The following is a 22,949-nucleotide window of genomic DNA, read 5'->3' on the forward strand; positions in this document are numbered from 1 at the left end:
GCTAGATTAAGACAGAGCCACCAGGCAGGGCGTTTATATGCGCATCACATTACCTAAATATTGTGTTTTGGGAGTAATCTCTCTTGACGCCGAGTGTCTGTTTAATCTGTGTTGATGCGGGTTATTTTTGCGCAAAAATGTGATTCAGCTCGCTGAAATTCACGGGTTTAGTGAAGTGATAATCAAACCCTGCTTCCTTGGCTTTACGTACATCCTCGGCTTGACCGTATCCTGTAAGAGCAACCAACAGAGGCTTCAACTTTTTGACAAGGATTTGCTGGGCAACTTCATAGCCATTCATATCGGGTAAACCTATATCGAGTAAGACAACATCAGGTTCTATTTTTTCAATATCACTGAGTGCATCATGAGCGGTGTAAACGGCAGTCACTTTGTGCCCTTGCATCGCTAATAACTCTGATAGAGTATCCGCAGAATCTTTGTTGTCATCGACTATCAAAATTCGTTTCTCTGCTTTTAGGGCAAATGCGGCCTCGGCAGCCATTTTTTGAGGGGCGGTTATTCTAGGCAAGGTAATGGTAAAGCATGAACCATGACCCAGACCTTGGCTACTCACCGAGATGGACCCGCCATGCATTTGCACTAAACGCTGAACGATATTTAGACCAATACCCAAGCCACCTTGGGAGCGATCTAACGTTTGCTGTACTTGGGCAAAAAGTTCAAACACCTTACCCTGCATCGAAGGGCAAATTCCGTAGCCATTGTCACTAATAATCACCTGCACAGTTTCAATGTCTGCCACACACTCAAGTGTAATGTGGCCACCCTCAGGAGTGTATTTAATGGCGTTGTTCAACACGTTGCTTAAAGATTGAACCAAGCGAGTGCTGTCGCCGTTAACATATAAATCTTGCGGGGTATCGACTACCTCAAGAGTATGTTGTTTGGTATCCAGCGCACTTTGCTGAGATTCTATGGTTAAATCGACGATATCAGAGAAGTTGGTAGGTTCAAGCTGCAAATTGATTAGGTTTTGACTGATACGAGACACATCCAGTAAGTCATCCATGAGGTGAGTCATGTGACGTACTTGGCGGGCCAGAATATCACCGATGTTTTTTAGCTTTGGATCGCGTTGCTCCATGTTGAGCAATATTTCGCTCACATTGCGAATAGGGGCTAATGGATTACGTAACTCGTGGGCTAGCATGGCGAGAAATTCGTCTTTAAGCTTGTCTTGTTCCTGCAGTGAACGATTCGCCATAACGCGCTCGGTGACATTATTGCCCTCTACTAATATTCCGCTGACGTGACCGCTCGCGTTCATTATTGGCTGATAAATAAAGTCGATATAGATAGGGGCACCATTGCCCACAACGAGGGGCATTTCAATACCGTGGTGGCTTTCACCGCTTTCAAAGACCTTGTCTAGTAGGGCGATAAACCCTTGAGCGTCGACCTCAGGAACAACGTCAATTACCTTTTCGCCTAGAAAATCTTGTTTGCCTAGTAGTTTGAAGTAGTTGAGATTGGCGTATTCAAAGCGGTGTTCAGGCCCTTGCACTATGCACATAAAACTGGGAGCTTGGTCGAACAATGAGCGCCAACGAGCTTCGGCCGTTTTCATGGCGTGCTCTGCTAACACCTGCTCGGTTGTCTCGTTACACACGACTAAAACACCACCGATGCCGTTTGCCGAATTTGGATCGTCAATTGGGCTGTAACTATAGGTCCAATACATTTCTTCACGCACACCATTACGTGTAATGAACAAACGTTGGTTCTCGTGCCAAGTGTGGCCTTTTCCAGTTAAAACCTGCTCCATTTGCGGGGCGATTTCAGGCCAAATTTCGGCCCAACAGTCTCGGCCTTGTTGGCCTAACGCACTGGGATGGCGTTCTGGGCCTAGCGTACTGGCGTAAGCGTCATTGTAAAATTGAATAAGATGTTCACCCCACCAAATAAACATGGGATGGCCACTGGATAACAGCAGTCTTACGCTGGTTTTTAAAGATTGCGGCCAATCTTCGGGCTGTCCAATCGGGGAGGACTGCCAATCGTATGCGCGTATTCTAGCGCCCATTTCCCCGCCGCCGGCGATAAAATTTAAAGCGGATTTGGATTGAGGCGTATAAGTCATTTACGTTATTTCCTGCTTACAGTTATTGACGTTGTTATCCCCTTTCAACGCTTAACATACATTGTATTCATTACGTAATACACTCAAATGCTACCCACTCAACAGAGGTTTTTAATTTTGTGTAATAGCATATTATATAACTACCAAAAATAACCACTAAAATGTCGCTACAAACGAATAATCAACACGCTTTGGTTCGATGTCTCACGCTGTCTTAAGGATGTTTTGGGTAATGAGTGAGCTCGGTTCGTGCTTTTAAGCGAATGATTTATTTGTAAGATAGTTAGCAACTTCACGTTCTTATCTAGAAGAAGGTTATAAACATCAACCTAAGGCTTGGTCGTCAATGCTATTGTCACTACATACATTACAAATTAAAGAGGTCAAGTACATGTCGTTTAATATATCAGTCTTTGTTAAAGGGATTATTGCAGGTTTCGTCGGTACATTGGTGCTAACGGGATTGATGATGGTGAAAAAGAACATGGGCGTGATGCCAGAGTTAGATCCGATTCATATGATGTCAACCATGGCAGCTGAGAAAATGGGTACACAGATTAGTCTTACTACTGGGTGGATAATGCATTTTGTGCTTGGCTCGGTTGCTTGGGGCGGGGCATTTGCTGTTTTTAACGGTATCCTTCCCGGAGGCTCTCAAGTAGCTAAAGGAATGACATTTGGTATCTTGGCATGGTTATTAATGATGATAGGTCCTATGCCTATGAGTGGTGCAGGTCTATTCGGGTTGAGCATGGGTATAATGGCGCCTGTCATGACCCTTATTTTGCACCTTGTGTTTGGCGCGGCAATGGGATTTACATTCGCTAAATTACTCGGAACCTCTGATTAATCTTACTGTAGGAAAAAGTAAACTGGCTTAATCGAAGAGGGAGAATCGGTTCAGTTCATTAACTAATATAAAAAGCCAGAGGGAGAGGCCCTTCTGGCTAGTATGCGCAGTGCGCCTATTTTGCTTTCTTAAGTTGTTTTTTTAACTTCTTCACTTTGCTTTCTTGCTTAGCAATTTTAGCTTTGCGGTTTTTAATTTCTTTCTTAAGCGCTTTGGTATTTGATTTAGCCATTAGAGTATTCCTTTTTTATATACGAGAAAGGTGTCATGTAAGCAGTCGCTTCTTGATTTTATGTGTCGATCGAAGGGCGATTCTGCTCATTGATGAACTGACGGATAAATCTACGCACTTCACGGGCCGCACTGGTATCAAGCTCTTCACATAAGTTTACAAACTCAGCGCGCTCTTGGTCATTAATGCGGACAATTAACTGACTATTTTTCTTCTTCGCCTTTTTAACGCTCAAAGGGTTGTCATCCGAATCGTGATTTATCAGCTTTTAATGTATAGCAAATGTATATACATTTATAGTTTTTTTTGGAAGTAAATTTACCTACTGTTTTTACCTACTACTAATGCCAGAGGACTCATGCTGCACTTACAATAATTTTTTGAAAATGTTTCGTGCAAGACGTCCTTTTTATCCAATGAAAGTGATTTACAATGCCATGCAACTATAGCCAATAACTGAGTGAATGATTGGAGAGTGTGATGAAAGCCATCGGTTATAAAAAACCAAGTGAAATCGCGACTGCTGAGTCGTTGCAAGAATATACCCTCGACATGCCCGTCCCATCAGCGAGAGACTTGTTAATTGAAGTCAAAGCCGTGTCCGTTAACCCAGTGGATACAAAATTGCGCGGCAGAATTAACCCATCGCCAGATGCAAAAGTATTGGGTTATGACGGTGTCGGTATTGTAAAAGCCGTGGGTGAGAACGTGACACTCTTTAATGTGGGCGACCGGGTTTTTTATGCAGGTGATATGTCACGTCAAGGCAGTAACGCTGAATTTCAACTTGTTGACGAACGTATTGTTGGCTTAGCACCCACCTCAATCTCCGATGCACAAGCTGCGGCCTTGCCGCTGACTGCGATAACTGCATGGGAATTGCTATTTGATCGTTTGCAACTCAACCGAGACAGCAAGCAAAGCTTGTTGATCATTGGCGCAGCAGGCGGTGTGGGATCGATCATGCTGCAGTTGGCGAAACAGCTGACGAGTGTGACCATCATTGCCACCGCATCTCGTGAAAATAGCGCAAATTGGGTACGTAAATTAGGTGCCGACCATGTGATAAATCACCATCAACCGTTGGCGGAACAGCTCACAGCGCTGGGTTTTGACTCTGTCGATAACATTGTTAGTTTGACCAATACCGACCAGCATTTTGAACAAATAGTCCAGTGCATTACCCCGCAAGGTAAATTTGCTTTGATAGATGACCCCGCGTCATTAAATGTGGTGGCATTAAAACGTAAAAGCGTATCACTGCATTGGGAGTTCATGTTTACTCGCTCGTTATTCGAAACAACCGATATGCAAACCCAGCACGACATACTAAATCAAATTGCTCTGTTGGTTGATAACGGTACTTTGATGACCACATTGGGTAGGGAGTTAGGCAAAATCAACGTTGAAAATTTAGTGAAAGCGCATCAATTGCTCGAGTCTCAAACGATGGTAGGTAAACTGGTGTTAGCGGGCTTCTAGAGCGACTGCCGGTTTTAGCTTTGCGACCTGCAAGGTTTTGATTCACCTCAAGTAACGCTTTTATTAATAACATCATTAATAACATCCAATGAAATTCGTTTAGCCTTAATAAGGTCTGGTACGCCATGTGCAAAAACGCCATGAGTAAAAGTAAGCTACGCAAATCAATACATACACGCTAACGCACTCATTTAAATACACTAATTTGAACACACTCATTGAGAACTTATATGACATTAACGGTTAGTTCATTCCGCGAATTCCGCTCCACTATCACAGCGCTTACCTTGCTAAGCGTGGCTGCACTGAATTCACACGTTGCCTTGGCACAAAGCCGAGCACCCACAGAGTCCCATGCCCAACAAGAAATCAGCCACGAGTTGGAAACCTATGCATCGCTTGATGAAACGACTCCTCCTGGGAATATTGCCATTGGTCCAGATGGACGTAAATTCTTAAGTGTGCACGGTTTTTATGGTCAGCCGGTGAAGATTGTCGAACTGTTTAATGATGGTTCGGTGAAACCTTACCCAAGCGAAGCGTGGGCATCTAAACCGGATGAGAACCAAATCGGTTTGTACGATGTGCTGGGTTTGAATGTGGATCAAAACGGCGTGTTGTGGATGCTAGATACATCATCAGATGACCACGCAGGTCGTTTAGTGGGCTGGAATACACGCTCAGAAACCCTTGAAAAAATTATTTATATTGCCAAGCCCATGATCACGCCGGGCTCTTTTTTGAATGATTTGGCGATAGACAACAAACACGGCAAAATATACCTTGCAGATACCGCGTCAGATAACCGCGCCGCCATGGTGATAGTCGATATCAAAACGGGGCAAGCCAGACGTGTTCTAGAAGGCAGTGAGTTTACTCAAGCCGAAGATGTGGACATGATAATAGAAGGCAGAGTGATTACCTTAGGTGGCCAGCCTGCAAGACTAGGCGTCAACCCGATCACTATTGATGTTGATTCTAATTGGCTGTATTTCGGTGCCATGTCAGGTACGTCTATCTATCGCGTGAAAACCGATGACTTAGTGGATTTAAGTCTTGATATGGATGCACTTGAAGACAAAATACAGCGTTACGGTGATAAATCATTGTCTGACGGTATTACCATTGATGGTGGTGGTAATGTGTATGTCACCTCTGTGACCCAAGGTGCCATTGAAGTAACGGATAGCGCAGGTAACAGCCGCACCTTGTATAAAGATCAGCGCATCGTGTGGCCCGATGGCTTTGCTTATGGACCGGATGATTATATCTACTTTACAGTTAATGAATTGCATCGCTCTGCTGTGCTAAACGGTGGTGAAAATGCCAGTAAAGGAGAGTTCAAGATCATGCGCTTTCCTGCATTAGTGAAAGGAAAAACAGGTCGCTAGGATTATTATTTTATTTGAATGTTAGCCAGTGCGGAACAAATAGCGCCATGCTCACTCTGACAGTGTGAACATGGCGCTTTTTTATTGCTCGCGCCTTTTATTTATGTGGTAAATACACCTAAGCGATTTATCTGTGTGGCGCCGGAATCTAGGTGTATCGCATATCGCATATCAAATTGGGCTAGTCACTTACCGATTACCGCAATGCCCAGAACGACAGCATGATTACGACAGCACGATAAGGAGAAAAATGTCCACTTTAAAAGAACAAACCGAGGCGCAAGTCGCGAAATCACGACAAGCCAAACCTGAATTTATGCAAGCGATGGATGAGTTAATGGCCAAAGCTCATGAGTTTGAGCAAGGCAGCGAGGCTATCGAAATCGGCCAGCAGGCGCCAACATTCACGTTGCCAAATGCCCAAGGTCAAGACGTGGCGTTATCCTATTTGCGCACGAAAGGCCCAGTAGTGGCCACGTTTTATCGCGGCGACTGGTGCCCTTATTGTAATTTACAGCTAAGAGCCCTTCAGTCGATATTGGGTGACATTCACGAATTAGGCGCTGAATTAGTCGCTATAAGCCCGCAAGTGCCCGACGACAGCTTAAGTAAAAGTGAGATAAGTGAATTAGGGTTTCATGTGTTATCAGATCAGGATGCCCGCGTAGCTGCGTCCTATGGTGTGGCGTGGGAAGTACCCGAGCTAATATTACAGCATATGCGTAAAGATCGCGGTTTAGACTTAGCCAGCATCAATAATGGTAATGGCAGCATGCTACCTATTCCCGCCACATTCGTATTAAATGCCGACGCTAAAGTGATTTGGCGCTTTGTGGATGTAGATTACCGCACCCGTGCAGAGCCAGCAGACATCATTGCGGCGTTGAAGGCAAATCAAATTACCTAAGCCGATAATTTCCTAAATGACCCGTTGTTAAAACGCCAAGAGCCAGCAAGGTGCGAACGAACAGTGGGTCTCGGCTTTCTGTCCTTTGAATAGCCAGTTAAGGCGTGTTCAACCTATTGACCTCGTTCGTTTTTCTCACTGTGCAACGAATGCTAATTCAGTAATCAATAGTGGTTTTATAAACAGTATTTTTGCTACACTTGGGCATCAATTTCCCGAGTGTAGTTAGCTATGTTGCATCTGGTTCAGTCTAATAAAATGGAAAGTCTCGCCGCTTATCTCATCGGGTGGTTAGGCGAGAGTAAAAGCAGCCTAGATGATATCTTTTCCCCCGACGTGGTGTTAGTGCAAAGCCCCGGTATGGCACAGTGGCTAAAAATAGAAATTGCCCAGGCATTGGGTATTTCTGCCAATATCGATTTCCCGTTACCCTCAAGCTATATCTGGCAATTATACAAAGGCCACGTAAACGATTTACCTGAGCAGTCTGCCTTTACTAAAGACAACATGACGTGGAAGCTCATGAGCATATTGCCTGAAATGAGTGATAGAACTGAATTTGCCAGCATTGCCCAGTATTTAGATGATCAACAGCCGCTTAAGCTTTATCAGTTATGCCAAAAAATAGCCGATATTTACGATCAATATTTGGTCTATCGCCCAGAGTGGATCCTGGCTTGGGAACAAGGCGAAAATAACGTAGCCGATACCGACGTGTCCGCCCAACCTTGGCAACCTATTTTATGGCGAGCTTTGGTTGAATATGCCAAAGAGCTGGATGAGTCTCCTTATCATAGGGCGAATTTGCATACACGCTTAATGGCCGAGCTTGAGGACACTAAAAGCAGCAAAGATGAGCTGAAACCCTTGTTTGTGTTTGGCCTGTCAGCGATGCCTGTGCAACAACTTGAAATTTTCTCCGCGTTAGCGAAAAGTCGCGACGTGATCATCTTTTGGTTTAACCCCAGCGCCCATTACTGGGGCGATATAGTAGACAACAAACAAGTACTGCAAGCCAAATTGCAAAGCTTACTCGCTCAAGCAAGTGAAGATGCCCAAAGTGGCTTAAGCGGTATGGATGATTACCTATTGGTTGGCAACCCGTTGCTCGCCTCTTGGGGCAAGCAAGGGCGAGACTACCAAGACATGATCTTGGGCTTAGAGGTTGAATTGCATGATGCGTTTATCGAGCAAGAGCCCGAAAGCTTGCTTGAACATATGCAGCACGAAGTATTGGCGTTAACTCATCGCGGGGCGATAGAGCCACTACCCGCACAAGAGCTGCTAACAAACGGTGAAGAATACCCTAAGATACCTCTGGCTGAAGACGACATGACCTTGCAAGTACATGCGTGTCATTCAGCAGTACGTGAGCTCGAAGTCTTACATGACCAGCTATTGCACCTTTTTGCTGATCACCCTGAGCTACACCCGGGGGATGTGATTGTAATGATGCCGGACGTGGCAAGCTATGCACCGATCATTGATGGTGTATTTGGCGGCACAGACAAAGCGCTGCATATTCCTTATGCTATTTCCGATCGCAACGCCCAGCAAGAGTCGCCTCTACTCAATAGCTTTATTCAACTGATGTCGCTACATCAAAGCCGGATCGGTTTATCCGATGTACTGGCCTTGTGTGAAGTGCCAGCAGTACAGCGAAAATTTGATATCACCCCAGAGGAATTTGACTTATTAAGTGTATGGCTAGCTGATGCAGGTGTGCGTTGGGGCTGGGATGGCCAAGATAAAACACGCTGGGCATTGCCCAACGAACCGCAAAATACCTGGTTGTTTGGTTTACAACGTTTGTTGGCCGGCTATGCCATGGGCGGTGAAAGCATGTTTGATGATGCTCATGAGCCAATTGCACCTTATGAACACATCGAAGGCCAGCACGTTGTGGCTTTAGGTAAGTTTTATTTGTTCAGTCGCGAGCTTGGCAACGCGTTAGCCTTTTGCCAAAGTGCGGCCAGTTTGCATGCGAAAATCAAAGGTGCTCTGTCACTCATTGAACAGCTGTATTTGCCTGACGATGATGACCAAACGTATGTGCTACAACTGCGCCAATCACTGGAGCAAATGACAGTACACGAGCATCAATTCAGTGGTGAAATTGTGCATGATGTTTTCCTCGCTGAGCTAGAGCAAAGTTTATCCAGCAAAGGCGTAGGCCAGCGCTTTTTAGCCGGTTATGTGAATTTTTGTACCTTAATGCCCATGCGCAGTGTGCCGTTTAAAGTGGTGTGCTTGCTTGGTTTAAACGATGGTGATTACCCAAGGCAAGTGGTGCCGGTTGGTTTCGATTTAATGCGCATCGGCAAAGGGCGTAGGGGAGACCGCTCTCGCAGGCTAGATGACAGATACCTGTTTTTAGAGGCCATTTTATCTGCGCGTAAGCGACTGTATTTAAGTTTTCAGGGCTTTAGCGCTAAAGATAACTCGCCGCGTAGCCCATCAATTTTGCTTAGCGAGTTACTTGAGTACACACAACAAACCTTCTGCTTGGCAGGTGATGAGAGCTTAGAAACCAAAACATGCGCCGATAATTTAGCAAAGCATATTTATCATGAGCATGCATTGCAGCCATTTAATCCTGTGTATTTTGCGACTAAACGCGATGCCCACGAAGAGGAACCGTTGCCAAGCGCGATGGCTAGTTTTCAAACTCCTTGGCTGGCATTAGCGCAGCAGCTGACAGATGGCAGTGTGCACAGTGATAAAGAAGTGGATTTTTGTCCTGCGCCGTTATTTTCCTTGCCTGAGCTTGCTCAAGTGACAGAGGTCGAGTTAGACGAATTGTTGATATTCTTTAGCAATCCCGCGAAGGCGTTTTTCAGCCAGCGCTGGCAAACCCGTTTGACCCGTGTTTATGACGTTCAAAGTGACGATGAGCCGTTTGAGCTTGATGCGTTGTCGCGCTATGTGTTGAACGAGCGTTTTGTCACCACGCAGCAACAGGATTGGACAACGCGTTTACGGGCAGAGGGTAAATTGCCCACAGGAAATATTGCCGACATAAGTTTGCAGCCCATTCGTAAACAATCCCGAGCGTTAATTGATGCGTTGGTGGCATTGATTGGCGGGCCGCTGGATGAGGTGCCGCCCACGCGAGCAGAAGTTAACTTTGAGTTGAGCTACTTGTTGGATATTTCACCCGTCCCGGCAAGTGAACTAAATGCCAACACGAACTCATCAACACAAAATTCGGTGTCAGCAACAAGTACTCAACGTATTCAGATAACCGGCTGGGTAGACAATCTATACGGTGGCAATTTGGTGCTATGGCGACCGGGCAAAGTCAAAGGCAATAACGTATTGCAACTATGGCTAACCTGGTTAGCCCTGTGTGCTAACGGCAGTGTGGCAAAACACCAACGCGCCTATTACATTGGCGTGGAGGATAAAGAGCCCTTTAGCATTGGTGCTGTCGATAAAGATGAAGCGAAAACCCAACTGGCGATATTCATACGTTATTGGCGATTAGGCCAGCTGCAGGTTTTACACTTTTATCCTAAAACCGCTTACGAATGGCTTAGTGTCGGTGATGAAGCAAAAGCACTGATGAAGGCGAAAAACGCTTTTTATGGCAGCTATTTCGCCAAAGGAGAAGGGGAAGAGCCACATATTCGCCGGGTTTGCCCAGATCTAAACCAGCACTTCTGTGCATTCAGTGAAGTCAGCCATGCTTTATTTGACCCGCTGTTTGACGCATTGGGAGAGGCCTCATGATCCCGTTAAACACCAAAACCTTTCCGCTCACTGGGGCATCATTGATTGAGGCCAGTGCAGGTACCGGTAAAACCTATACCATAGTAAACTTGTATTTGCGCTTGTTGCTAGGGGACGAGTGCACACCCTTAAGCGTCGATAAAATTCTAGTCGTGACCTTTACTAACGCCGCGACGGCGGAACTAAAACAGCGCATTCGCCAGCGATTACAACGTGCTTATTTAGATTTTTATGCTGGGGTCAGCAGTGATGACTTCACTCAATATCTCATTGAGCGAAGTGACAATATTGAGCTCGACTGTCATCGACTGTTATTGGCCATTAAGCAGATGGATGATGCGGCTGTATATACCATACATGGCTTCTGTCAGCGTATGCTGAGTTTGCATGCGTTTGAAAGCGGCGCAATGTATGAGCAGAGTCTCGTATTGGATGAGTCACAGTGGTTAAAACTGGCGGTTGAAGATTACTGGCGCGGGCATATTGTGCATCTACCGAGTCAGGTACTGAACGAGTTGCTGGATATATGGCACTGCCCCCAGGCGTTGCAATCGGCCTTGCGTTCGTTGCTGTATCGCCACGTGACTCCTTTGCAAACAGTGGATGTTAAGACGAGTCACGAAAGCGTTGATAAATACATTAAAGCGCTGCAAGATACCAAACGCTGGTGGCGAGAGAACGAGGTTGCTCAGCAAATTATCGATGCTGACCTCAAAGCGAATACCAAGCTAGGCAAAGCGGATTTTATTGCCAAAATGCAGGCTTTTTGCTTAAGCGATGACAGTCGTGCTGATTTTGATAAAGACTTATGGACCACCTTTAGCCCAGCAAAAGTACTCAGCGCGATGAAGAAAACGTCTAAGAGCTTAGCGCACTTAGACTTCTCCCGTTTTGAAACACTTGCTCATTTACAAAAGCAGTGCCACGACCAGCTCTTGTTAGCGCACAGTTTAGATGCACTTAAGCATATCAGTACTAACCTAGCCTCCAATAAGCAACGCCTACAGTTGCTCTCGCCAGATGACTTACTGAGTAGCTTGCACCGCGCTTTGCTAGCCCAAGTCGAGTCGAACAGTGGGCAGGTTATCGAGCCAGACAGCGAGCTAAGTCACCGTGATAAGCTCGACACCGCTCACCAGTCACTGGCTCAAGCGATACAACTTAGTTACCCAGCGGCATTGATTGATGAGTTTCAAGATACTGACCCAGTGCAGTTTGATATTTTCCGCATTATTTACACACAGCAGTTTGGCGATGTTACGCCGTGTTGGGTGGCGATTGGCGATCCTAAACAAGCGATTTACGCCTTTCGCGGGGCTGATATTCATACCTACATTGCAGCGAAAAAGTTGGTGGATGCCTCGCGACAATTTACGCTGGGCACCAATTGGCGTTCACAGCCGAGCTTAGTGGAGGGGGTTAATACACTCTTCACCCAAAGCGAAGCGGGTTTCTTATTTAAAGACAGCATTCCGTTTCAAGCGGTGGCAAGCGTTGAGCAACAAAGCGGTTTACAGGTTGTTGGTCAAGCTCATAACAGCTTAGCCTTTCATCACTTGACCAGTAATGATGGACTCCCGATTGGTTGGGGGGAGGCACAAAGTGCTCTTGCTCAACAGTGTGCGTTGAGTATTGCTCAGTTTATTCACCAAGGCGCCTCAGGTGAAGCCCAAATTAAGCAGCGACCAGTGAGACCAGGGGATTGCTGCGTTTTAGTACGAGACAGAAACGAAGCGGACACCATCAAACAGGCCCTTGCTGCGCTAGGTGTTGATAGTATGTTTTTAGCGCGTAAAAGTGTGTTTGCGAGTCAAACCGCAGTGGATTTATTTGCGATTATTCAAGCGTTGGCAAATCCCAGTAATGACCGTTATTTACGGGGCGCAATCGCCAGTGAGTTATTTTGCTACGACGCCACCACCTTAGATGCGCTATTCAGCGATGAATGGCAGTGGCAAAAGTTGGTAGAGCAATTCGCTTATTGGCATCAGTTATGGCAGCGACAAGGTTTAATGATGGCGCTGAATATTTTAATGCGCCATTTTAAAATCGCTGAGCGCCTTGTCGGCCAATATCATGATGGCCAGCGCCGCTTGACCGATCTGCGTCACTTAGTGGAGCTACTACAAGTACAAAGCCAGTTGATGTCAGGTGAAAGTCAGATTTTACATTGGTTTCAAGCGCATTTGGCCGAGCCAGATAATGACAACGAAGGCCAACAAATTCGCTTGGAAACTGAACAGAATTTGGTGCAAATCATCACCCAACATACCAGCAAAGGATTGGAATATCCCTTGGTATTTATACCTTTTGCCAGCCGCTGCCGAGAGATGAAAGAAGCGATTTATCACAATGAAAAAGACGGTTTAGTGATCGACTTTTTAGGCGCAGACGAGAACCTTGCTTTGGCCGATCACGAACGTCTCGCTGAAGACATACGTTTGTTGTATGTCGCGCTGACCCGCGCGGTACATTATTGCTTTATCGGCTTGTGGAATAACAGTCATCCACAGCGTAAGAAAGAGTCACAGTTGATGCAAACTGCGCTGGGCCGAGTACTGTTTAATCAAGGCACACAGGTGAGTGATGCTGTGATTACTCAGCGATTAGACGATTTAAGCCAGACGATTGATGTGGACTATCTCGGATTTACCGCACAAGACGCCGAGCGAAAAGCGACCGAGTTTAAACAGTTCTTACTGTCGCAAGATAGCAAAGAAAGTCTGCAAACTAACAGTAACGCCATGCTGCGCGCTGCGGTATTGCCTAAGCCTGTTACTCGGCGCTGGCGTTTAACCAGTTATTCAGCCATCAGTAGCCAGCAGCATCATGAATTCGTTGCCCCAGGTCAAGATGAGGGCGCAGATAAGTTGGATGTAATCAGTGCCTACGCTAGCGCCAATACACAGTCTAAAACTGAACCGGAGGCTGGTGAATATATTGCGCCGCAAATGGCGGCTGAAGCAACACAAGACAACCCAAGCGTTGAAGTTCATAACGACAGCGAGCAGATGCTGTTAGACGATGAGACTGCCTTGCCACAAGCAAATGAGCCTAATCGTGTTCTCGATGATATACATGGTATTAGCGATATTGATGAAGTAGGCGCAGAGCAAGAGGTGCTGGATCAGTTTACGTTTGTGAAGGGCGCCCAAGCGGGTTCATTTTTGCACGGCGTGCTTGAGTCTATCGATTTCACCAACCCGATTAATTTAATGGACGTGATCATCGAGAAAGGCACTTGGTATGGCATTGAACAAAAGTGGTTTGCTGTGGTTGATAAGTGGCTGCGCGATGTGCTGCAGTCCAAGTTGACCGCAGAGTCCTCAAATATTCAGCAAAACGGAGAACATCTGAGTTTATCAGCGCTTGCTAAAAACCAAGTGCTGGTTGAAATGGAATTTTACCTGCCGCTTTTAGAGGTAAAAGCGCAGACGTTTAATCACATCCTTAATCAGCATATTCCACAGCGTCAACATCATTATCAATTTGAGCAACTCAACGGCATGTTAAAAGGCTTTATTGATTTAACGCTGCAGTACCAAGGCAAATTTTACGTGCTGGATTACAAATCGAACTATTTGGGGGCAGAATTTGCTGATTATCACGGTGAAGCCATGGCCAATGCCATGGAAGAGCATGATTACTATTTGCAAGCCATTCTCTATACCTTGGCGCTGCATCGTTGGCTTAAAAGTAAAAAATCGGATTATGCCTACGCTGATGACATAGGCGGTGCCTATTACACCTTCTTGCGTGGAATGCACAGTGAAAAGTCTGGAAATGGAGTATTTTATTTGATGCCAGCGCAAGCCTTGATAGAAGATTTAGATGCACTGTTTAATGGCGAATATCAGGTTAACAGTGAGCCTCAACTTGCATCGTCAACGGCAGCTAAAAACAGCAAGGATAGCGGCGATGATGCGCCCGCTGCGCAAGGACAGTTAGACTTATGGTAAGCAAATTGATGATAAAAAATGATGTATCAACCCCACAGAGTCAGCAAACACAAGTTCAGGCATCACCGGAGCCGCCCACGACTGCCAGTATTCTACAAAGCTTGTTGAGTGTAGGTCGAATTCGCCCATTGGACGTGGCATTTGCTGAGTTTATTATGCTTCACGAGCGTAATAAATTGGCGGTAAACACCGCTGGCATTCACGCGCTGGGTTTACTCGCTGCTTATCTCAGCAGCCGATTGGGCGAGCAAGATAGCTGCCTCAATCTCGATGGATTTTATCAGCCATTTTTACCCTTTTATCGTTTCGATTCTGCGCCTGTGCTTATGTCTATTTTAGAGGCATCTAGCTGCGTTTCGGTAGTTGAAGAGCCGCGCTTTAATCAAGCATCTGATGCTGTGGCCGGTTCAGATACCCGTTCTGATACAGGTAACAATACTTCATCGCATGATCGTTATTCTTCGGCCCAGCATTTACCGGCCCAGCAGTTATCGGCCAAGCAGTTACACACTCATCAGGCGCAGGAACATCAGTCTCAAAGTAAGCCTTTGATTTTACAGGGGCATGAACTTTACATGCAGCGTTATTGGCAGTACGAAGTGCAACTGGCAGAAAAAATAAACAGCATGACAGGGCGCACGAGTACCTTAGATATTGAACAGGGCAGAGCATTGCTAGGGCAATTGTTTGTTTCAGCACCCGATGATGTAGGTGATGAAAGAGACCTTAATGATGTAAACCGTCAAAGTGGTCATGGCCACGCCCAGCGGGAGCCTGAAATAGATTGGCAAAAAGTGGCGGTGTGTCTTGCGGCGAGCCAAAGCGTGAGTGTGATCACCGGTGGACCAGGGACAGGGAAAACAACCACTGTGATCCGGTTGATGGCTCTTTTACAGGGCTTGGCGCGACATAAAGGCAAAAAACTGCAAATTAAACTGGCTGCGCCAACAGGAAAAGCCGCTGCGCGTTTGAGCCAGTCTATCAGTGCCGCCATGGACAAACTACCGGACGCCTTAAAGCCTGATTTACCTAGTCAGTGCAGCACTATTCATAGGTTATTGGGCAGTATTCCAAATAGCCCTTATTTTCGCTTTAACCAGCAACACCCCTTGCACGTCGATGTGCTGATAGTGGATGAAGCGTCCATGGTTGATTTACCCTTAATGAGTAAGCTATTTGCGGCTTTGCCTAGGCATGCAAAGATTGTTTTATTAGGTGATAAAGACCAACTCGCTTCGGTAGAGGCGGGCAGTGTGCTGTCTGATATCTGTTCTGCGGCATTGAATTTTTCGCCCACTGTCTTCAATCAATCCCCGCCATACAGTGATCAAGCACTTGGTGTGGTAAAAGACCTGTGCCAGATTGAGTTAAACATCAATACCCTAAATAAGGCGCCGATTAGCAATAGCCTTGCCTTGCTGCACAAGAGTTATCGTTTCAGTGAGAAAAGTGGTATTGGCCGCTTAGCGCGGGCTATTAACATGGGGCGATTGGCGAATGCCAAAGCATTATTTTCAGATGATGTTTACCAAGATGTAGTATGGCAAACCAGTGATGATCCAAAAGCCTTGGTGAATAGACTGCTGCCGGATTACCAACGATATTTCGAGCGCGTAAGGCAGGTCTGCGCCCGAGGAACCCTTAGCACGCAGGGTATTGAGGTCTTTGCGTTATTACAGCAACAACAAGTCTTGTGCGCGCAAAAAGAGGCGAGTTGGGGCGTAAAGCAAATGAATGTCTTGATTGAGTCTGAGCTGAATAAACACGGAGCCATTGAACTAGGTCGAGATTTCTATATTGGCCGGCCCGTTATGCTTAAGCAAAACGACCATAGTTTAGGCTTGTTTAATGGTGATATTGGTATTGCCATGCCTGACGAGGAAAACGAAGGTCTGATGAAAGTGTGGTTTGTTACTGAGCAAAACACCTTGCGTGGGGTGTTGCCCAGTCGGTTACCTCCCCATGATACGGTTTACGCCATGACGATACACAAAAGCCAAGGGTCTGAGTTTGATCATGTTTATTTGTGCTTGCCACGCATTGAAACGCGCTCTCAAGCGAGATTGCTCAGCCGAGAGCTGCTGTACACTGGCCTTACGCGGGCGAAGAAATCGTTCAACTTGTATAGTGACGAGCAGGCCTTGTCGATCAGTGTGGCAAGGCGTTGTCAGCGAGGGAGTGGGCTAGCTAAGCGTTTACTCCCGTAAGTGCCCCCGCAGCATATTGGCGCTGGTGGTTAAACTGGCAATGGTACCAATCACCCCCGCTAATGAAGCGGCGATGATGTACAGCGACTGACCAGAGGTAAGAGCGACAGCACCTATGACTAAGACCAACAACAAGCCTAGCGGTACTCTATAGCTTTTCCATGTGCCTGCTTCTCCGTCATTCACTAACTGACTCATGGATTCTGGGCTTTCAGCATGTAACACAAAATGCGCAAAGCTTTGATTGATAATAGCCACATGCCGGCGTTCAACTTTTATTAAGCCCGCTAACGCGAGGTGCTCTATCATTTCGCTATTTTTAGGGTTGATATATTGCCCTTTTGCAAGATTGTATAAAGCGAGTTTTTCAGCGTTGGAGCATAACTCCCACTTGTAGCGATACAATGCCCCTGCTTTTAACAATATGTAATTAATGGTGGCCCAATATCGGGTACTGTAGAGCTTGCTAGGCGGTTGTTTTACGTTGTCGTATACCCGATGCAGGTTCTCTTTAGCGAACCAGTTGAGTGCTCTGGAAACCGAGCTAAAATTGGGCCCTTTAAGAGGAAGTACCAGTTCATCAGTGGGCACAGCACGCGGCTCTGTTATAGCGAACAAGCAGGCTAAATCTCTGAACATGTCTATTTCGTCGTGTAGTACGTCTTGGTCGATTTGCTGAGTGATTTTCGCCGGTAAGATGACATTGAAATCCAGCAAACAGTCAGCCCAAGATAAGTAATCAGCGTGGGCTAATTTGGCTGTATCGTTTACCTGACCTAGGGGATCTTTCATTTTAACTCGTTGCAAACTATAGAAACCAGCGTACAGGGTTAAGCTTTCAATTTTACCGAGCAGCACCAGTGATTTAAGCTCCATGAGTAAACCCAGTAGCTCATTCCTGAGTTTGGGGACTTCTAAACACACCTCAATATCCCACATTTCGATAGCGAACCCCGTCATTTCAGGGCCGATGTGCAGCACCATTTTCACATTGGGTAAATCGACTTTTTCTTGCTTAAAATGTTGCAAACATGGACTGTTTTGCAGTAATAAAGCAAAGCAGGCCAATGACTGTGCCCCTGTTGTCTCTTTGCCTTGGTTTTTTTGTTCTGTCTTCTGTTGTGTTTCTTGAAGTATTATATGCGGCTTAGACACTGCGCCTTCTTCTGTTAGCGGTGTTAAGTGAAGCAACGTGGTTAGATCAATACCGTTAGGCTTGGCTGAGTCTACCTTGAGCGTTAAATGCGGTGAAATTTGCTCACAGTCCTCATTGCGCATGGGTAAATTTAGGCCACGTATGTGTCGTAAGAAAAACGACGAGTAATACAATCTTTGCCACAACGTCACTCGATTAAAGTGAAGCCAGGCGATCAGCATCAGCGTAATCGCAATGACCCCTAATATCATTGCCCAAACGGGCATAGTGAGATCATAATTCGCTAAACGATCGTAAGCGCTTTTAATGGTTTCGCCACCTGTTGTAGCAACGTCGTCTTCGGTATATTGCGTTTCGTTGGATTTTCCTTCATCAATCTGCTCGTGAGGTTCGTTCATCTCAGGTGTGTGCGAAAAAGCAATAAAGGAGTCTAACCAAGGCCAATCTTGAGTCGCGCTTATCAAATCCAGCGCATTAGGGAAGTCGTTTGGGGTTACAGCAGTGGAGTAGTGTTCACACTGTTTCTTTAAACTGCGCATGTTTGTTTGCTGTGTCATTGGCTTGTTGCTCTCGCCACTACCTTTCAATAAAGCCGCGGCTTTCATACGATGCTTGGTAATAGAATTTGGAAAACGCGTGAGACCTAAAGCGGCAATTTCTGCTCGCTCTCGATTCAGCTTATTGCAATCTTGATATTGATAATAATGCGCTAAATTTTTCAGCGGGATCGTCATGACGGACTTAAGGTATAGTGCTTGTACTAGAGCGAGAGCGCCTAACCCTAACGCTAGAAAGACAGCACCTTTTGTTCCCTTACCATGAATAGAGAAACTTTCTCCTGCGGATTCAAAAAGTAACTTGTACCCACGGTAACCAAAATAAAATATGACCAGTAGGGTACCAATGGCGATAAATGTCACCCAATATCCAGCACTCTCTTGCGGATAAATAGCGAGGTGGGTAAACGTGAAAAGGCAGTACATGATGCCAATGAGCGTGGAGCTTATATGCAGCATTTCTTTGGTATCAAAGGTGGCGGGTAAATTCACTACTTGCTTGAGTCTATCGGTATCGAATAGTCGGCCAAGCAACCAACTCGTGCATGTTAAGAACGTCACAAATACGGCAAAACTAATGCACAGAAACATAAACTGACTTGTCATCAGCGCATCTAGGCTGTCGTTGGGGTAAAACACCACCACCGCCCACTGATCAATCACACTGGGTCGTACAAAAAAGCGGCCTGCTTGGCCGTGATAAAACCCATCGATTGCTTGGTTAACCGTTGAATTTTCAGCATCCGTATTGTCCAGTGCTGCGCGGATCCGTTGGCTGAGTACAGGGCTGTGATTACCTGAATAATAAAGGTTTTCCACTAAGGAGCGGCTAGCGTCACTGTGAAATAATACGTCACCGTTATCTCTGTCGACCACCATGAACGTCATGTCCATTGGGGCCGGTTTGGCTAGGCTAATACTGGGTAGCAATACATCGGCGGCAATCACATCGGCATAGCGTTTATTGCTGGGCTCGCTTTGGACGTTATACCCACTGGCGTGACTGTGAATGCCTGTATTGCTGCCATCGTGCAGCGGCATCGAGATGGTGGTGCCACGGGTCGCATTATTGACGTTGAGCAGGCGCTGAATGAAGACTTGGTTGTATCCATTAGATTGAAGAGTATCGTCATTTTTAGGGGGTAATCGCCAGCCTTTTTGATCGCGAATTTTTTTGAAATAGTCTCGGTTAGATAACTCAAATCCTGCAGGTAATACATTGTTTTCAACAAAGTAAAAGGACGGTGTCAAAATAAAGCCATCTTTGTTGAGCAGAAAAATATTGAGTATTTTTAGCGGGGGATTTGCTTGCGGTGATGAGGCAACGTATGTGTCTAGACTTTCATCGGGAAAGTGTTCCAGAGCTAAATTTTGTGCGAAAAAGTCGATGATCTGCGCGTCGTCTGGCAAGGTGTCATCATCGTTTAGATAGTCGAACAAGTTAGCCTTGTGAAGATCGCTTTCAATTGTAAGCTGTGTACCTTTGCAGGCGTAACGAATAAAGAATTGATTTTTTGCGTTGACGGCAGCGTTGGGTAAATTGCTGAAATTGGGCGGCGCTTTATTGCTTGCACCATGCTCGGCTTGAGCACGTTTAAGCTCATCTGGCGCGAGTTTGTGATCTTCAACGTTGAGGCACGGGTTATCTGTGATACTCAGTAACCCCTGATGAAAATTGTCTAATAAGTCGAGCTGAGTTTGTCGCTTATCACGTGCTCGCGTTTGGCCGTCATTTTTGTGTGTATCTGTGCTTTTTTGCAGGATTTGGTAAAAAGTACGGTACTGGGCGAGTTTGTTAAATACTTCGTAGACGTCGTGCTCCATTTCTTGGGCGATTGTTGAGCCATAGTCCATGGCCCGCAGGTCTTTGTCGTAGCGTACAACGTACTTTTGTAAATAAGCCAAAAGCAAAGACAAAACCACGATAAAGAAAGCGTAACTGATGAGGTGGGTGAGATTACGCGTGGCTGGGGTGATCGAATGGGTAACCGGCAACAGAAACAAACGCACGAGGGCCAACATAAATAGCAGACTCACAATGCTGACGACCAATAATGACGCATTCCAACTGGTTGTGCTTTGTTGGATTAGTTTGGCTCTGGGCATTAGCCCAATGAGATACAGATGATTTAAGGTGTTGGTTTCACCCTCGTGCTCATACTGCAAAGGAATGTCTAGTGCGAAAGGGAAAGCAAATACGCGATATTTTCCATAAGACAAAGTGATATCGATATGGCTACTGTAACTTGGCAAAGGGACTTTGCCTTTAATATCAGCCTCTTCAGCCATGGACAACAAAGAGCGCGATTCTTGGCGTAAAAAGGCACGGTTAATGCTGGTTAAATCAACAATGGATATGGTTTTTTCATGACCCACCGAGGCGAGTACTTCTCCTTCTTTACTGGCAAATAAATATTGGCTAAAACCTGCTTGGGGGGTAGGCAGAATATCCTCTACATCTAAAGTTGCGCTAAACTTTTTTTGTAATTTTGGTGCCGTTTCTGGAAGTTGCTCGCTATCTGTGCCAGTTGCAGATATGGCGTTGTCACTCACGTTTGCGCTATCGCCCAAGGCGTTTGAGTCTGTAATTTTCCCTTGAGCTTGTATTCCTGGTTCGATTTTAGTCGCTGGGGAGACGTCGCTCGCATCAAACTCACTGTTGCTTGAAGGGGAGGTTTCTTCGGGGGCTTTCGTTTCTAGTGTACTTGCGGTGGCTGTTTCACTAACATCTTTAATGTGAATTTGCTGCGCCGATAATTGGTAAAGCAGCGTTGTTGCCGTTTCTCTGGTTAAGTTGTCGGATGTGCGTTGATAGCTCGGCATAAGGGAGCGTATCGAGGTTTCACTTTCGCTATAATCATGAGCGCGTTTAATTTTATCTAGATTTTCGTTTAGCGTATTGGATGCTTCGTACAGGATCCGGTACAGATTGTTGTTACTTGAGCCTTCTTCGATGTTGCTGTAGTACAAATAGGTATATAACCCCGCCGCACAAAGCAGAATAATAAACAACAAAAATAGGCGTCTTTTTGGCGTTTTAGACGGGGATGGGGTATTCTGCGCCACCGATTTTTCCGACATTGACTTGCACCTCTTCCTTGTGTTGTTAAACAACAGGTCAAAACTAAGGAAAAATCAAGTTTTAGGCTTAAAATTTGCGCAAGTCTGCTACGTGCGCCACACTAAAATAGCGCGCACAGGTGCGTAGTAACTCATTACTTTCATTCAAAATTCAGGAACTCAACATGACGGAAATTTCAGCGGAAGAATTTATTGCCCTTAGCAAGTTATTACCAGAAGAGCGTTTTGATTACGCTATTACTCGTATGATTGAGCGTCAGCATTTGTGGGGATTATTCGGCGACAATGGCTGGCTAATGCTTAAAGCTGAAGATGATGCTTGTATACCCGTATGGCCTTACGCTGAATTTGCGCAAGCTTGGGTTAAAAATGACTTCCCAGATTGTGAGCCGAAGCAAATTGACTTTGCCCAGTGGCATCAGGTGTGGTTACCCGGTATGCAACAAAATGGTACCTTGGTGTTGGTGTTCCCATTGAGTGAAGATGAAGAAGGGATCATGCTTGAAGCCCAGGAAATGCTTGAATGTATTAATGAGGAACTGCAAACAGAATCCTAGTGACGTCTTCTCTTTATGCTGAGGCTAGTGATGATGCGGGCCTAGGGGTTAACCACGCCCGCATCAACGTCTATATCGCCAATCGGCCAAATTACCAAGATTTATCTCTACTAAATACAATGCGCCCCTTTTGCACGGGGGACATTGAAGCGCTCAATCGACAGTGTGGTAATGGCTGGCGTAAAGTCTTTAATGTTTATGCAAAATTAGTGTTTGCTTGGCGAAGTGCGGATCCCGTATTAGATGCATGTTTGCCCGGTGCGGGCTGTGCAAGCTGGCAAGTCTATAGGGATACAGTCTTGCTGCAAAAAGACAGTCAGACCGCTTTGCTTTTTAACCCGCCCTTACCACAGCAAGACTTGCCTAATTACGGCAACGGCTGCGCTGATAACGCTATAACGGGCACAATTCATAATGCGTATCACATTATAATGGGCCGTACTTATGCAAAATCTTTAGTTCAGACTGCAGGTTTGAACTTAACATGGCACGGTGAAGAGTTTGCTATTGATCAGATTGCCCGCACAGTGGTTTGCCCATACTTTGATTACCGCCAGTTATCCAATATTAAAATTATCCGCTTAGTTGAATTGTTAAAATCGCTTAATCAATAGCCATTTGATTTCTACTTTTAGAAAAGCGCGCAGTTATTTTTTATTAGTGGGTGTAAATAGCCAAATTGACTTGATAAAGCCGCTGATATTAACAACAATTCGCAGCCTTTATTGATTATG

12 protein-coding genes are annotated in these 22,949 nt (G+C 45.7%); 9 read left to right on the top strand and 3 right to left on the bottom strand.

What is annotated here, in order from left to right:
* Window positions 1–121: 121 nt before the first annotated feature.
* Window positions 122–2,104 (bottom strand): PAS domain-containing hybrid sensor histidine kinase/response regulator, encoded by a 1,983-nt coding sequence (locus PATL_RS08935; RefSeq protein ID WP_011574572.1) that lies wholly within the window; start codon window positions 2,102–2,104, stop codon window positions 122–124.
* Between the two features lie 391 nt (window positions 2,105–2,495).
* Here PATL_RS08935 and PATL_RS08940 point away from each other — a divergent pair, with 391 nt between their 5' ends.
* Entirely contained in the window at window positions 2,496–2,954 is a 459-nt protein-coding gene (locus PATL_RS08940; RefSeq protein WP_232283309.1) for a DUF6789 family protein, read from the top strand.
* A 290-nt stretch (window positions 2,955–3,244) separates the two neighbouring features.
* Here the strand turns inward: PATL_RS08940 and PATL_RS22790 are convergent, their stop codons facing one another.
* A complete protein-coding gene (locus PATL_RS22790) occupies window positions 3,245–3,421 on the bottom strand; it encodes a hypothetical protein (protein ID WP_011574574.1) in 177 nt (58 codons plus the stop codon).
* 245 nt (window positions 3,422–3,666) lie between these two features.
* Between PATL_RS22790 and PATL_RS08945 the strand changes: the two genes are divergently transcribed.
* The 6 genes from PATL_RS08945 to recD all read left to right on the top strand — a co-directional run bounded on the left by PATL_RS08945 (window position 3,667) and on the right by recD (window position 16,864).
* Window positions 3,667–4,668 (top strand): zinc-binding alcohol dehydrogenase family protein, encoded by a 1,002-nt coding sequence (locus tag PATL_RS08945; RefSeq protein ID WP_011574575.1) that lies wholly within the window; start codon window positions 3,667–3,669, stop codon window positions 4,666–4,668.
* Between the two features lie 230 nt (window positions 4,669–4,898).
* On the top strand, window positions 4,899–6,059 hold the full coding sequence (locus PATL_RS08950) for an L-dopachrome tautomerase-related protein (protein WP_011574576.1): 1,161 nt from the start codon (window positions 4,899–4,901) through the stop codon (window positions 6,057–6,059).
* 250 nt (window positions 6,060–6,309) lie between these two features.
* A complete protein-coding gene (locus PATL_RS08955) occupies window positions 6,310–6,966 on the top strand; it encodes a peroxiredoxin-like family protein (RefSeq protein WP_011574577.1) in 657 nt (218 codons plus the stop codon).
* A gap of 231 nt (window positions 6,967–7,197) precedes the next feature.
* Complete coding sequence (recC, locus tag PATL_RS08960) at window positions 7,198–10,698, top strand: exodeoxyribonuclease V subunit gamma (RefSeq protein WP_011574578.1); 3,501 nt, start codon at window positions 7,198–7,200, stop codon at window positions 10,696–10,698.
* Window positions 10,695–14,657, top strand: coding sequence for an exodeoxyribonuclease V subunit beta (gene recB, locus PATL_RS08965; RefSeq protein ID WP_011574579.1), 3,963 nt, complete (start codon window positions 10,695–10,697; stop codon window positions 14,655–14,657). The genes recC and recB overlap by 4 nt, the downstream gene beginning before the upstream one ends.
* Complete coding sequence (recD, locus tag PATL_RS08970; RefSeq protein WP_011574580.1) at window positions 14,651–16,864, top strand: exodeoxyribonuclease V subunit alpha; 2,214 nt, start codon at window positions 14,651–14,653, stop codon at window positions 16,862–16,864. The genes recB and recD overlap by 7 nt, the downstream gene beginning before the upstream one ends.
* Here recD and PATL_RS08975 read toward each other — a convergent pair.
* Complete coding sequence (locus tag PATL_RS08975) at window positions 16,853–21,658, bottom strand: cache domain-containing protein (RefSeq protein ID WP_011574581.1); 4,806 nt, start codon at window positions 21,656–21,658, stop codon at window positions 16,853–16,855. The two genes, recD and PATL_RS08975, sit on opposite strands and share 12 nt — an antisense overlap.
* 164 nt (window positions 21,659–21,822) lie before the next feature.
* Between PATL_RS08975 and PATL_RS08980 the strand changes: the two genes are divergently transcribed.
* Both PATL_RS08980 and PATL_RS08985 read left to right on the top strand, forming a co-directional pair.
* Window positions 21,823–22,215 carry a DUF2750 domain-containing protein gene (locus PATL_RS08980; protein WP_011574582.1) on the top strand — a complete coding sequence of 131 codons (393 nt, stop codon included), beginning with the start codon at window positions 21,823–21,825 and terminating at the stop codon, window positions 22,213–22,215.
* Entirely contained in the window at window positions 22,215–22,829 is a 615-nt protein-coding gene (locus PATL_RS08985) for a DUF6942 family protein (protein ID WP_041713584.1), read from the top strand. Before PATL_RS08980 ends, PATL_RS08985 begins: the two co-directional genes overlap by 1 nt.
* Window positions 22,830–22,949: the final 120 nt, after the last annotated feature.

Source organism: Paraglaciecola sp. T6c, assembly GCF_000014225.1.
GTDB classification, from domain to species: Bacteria; Pseudomonadota; Gammaproteobacteria; order Enterobacterales; family Alteromonadaceae; genus Paraglaciecola; species Paraglaciecola atlantica_A.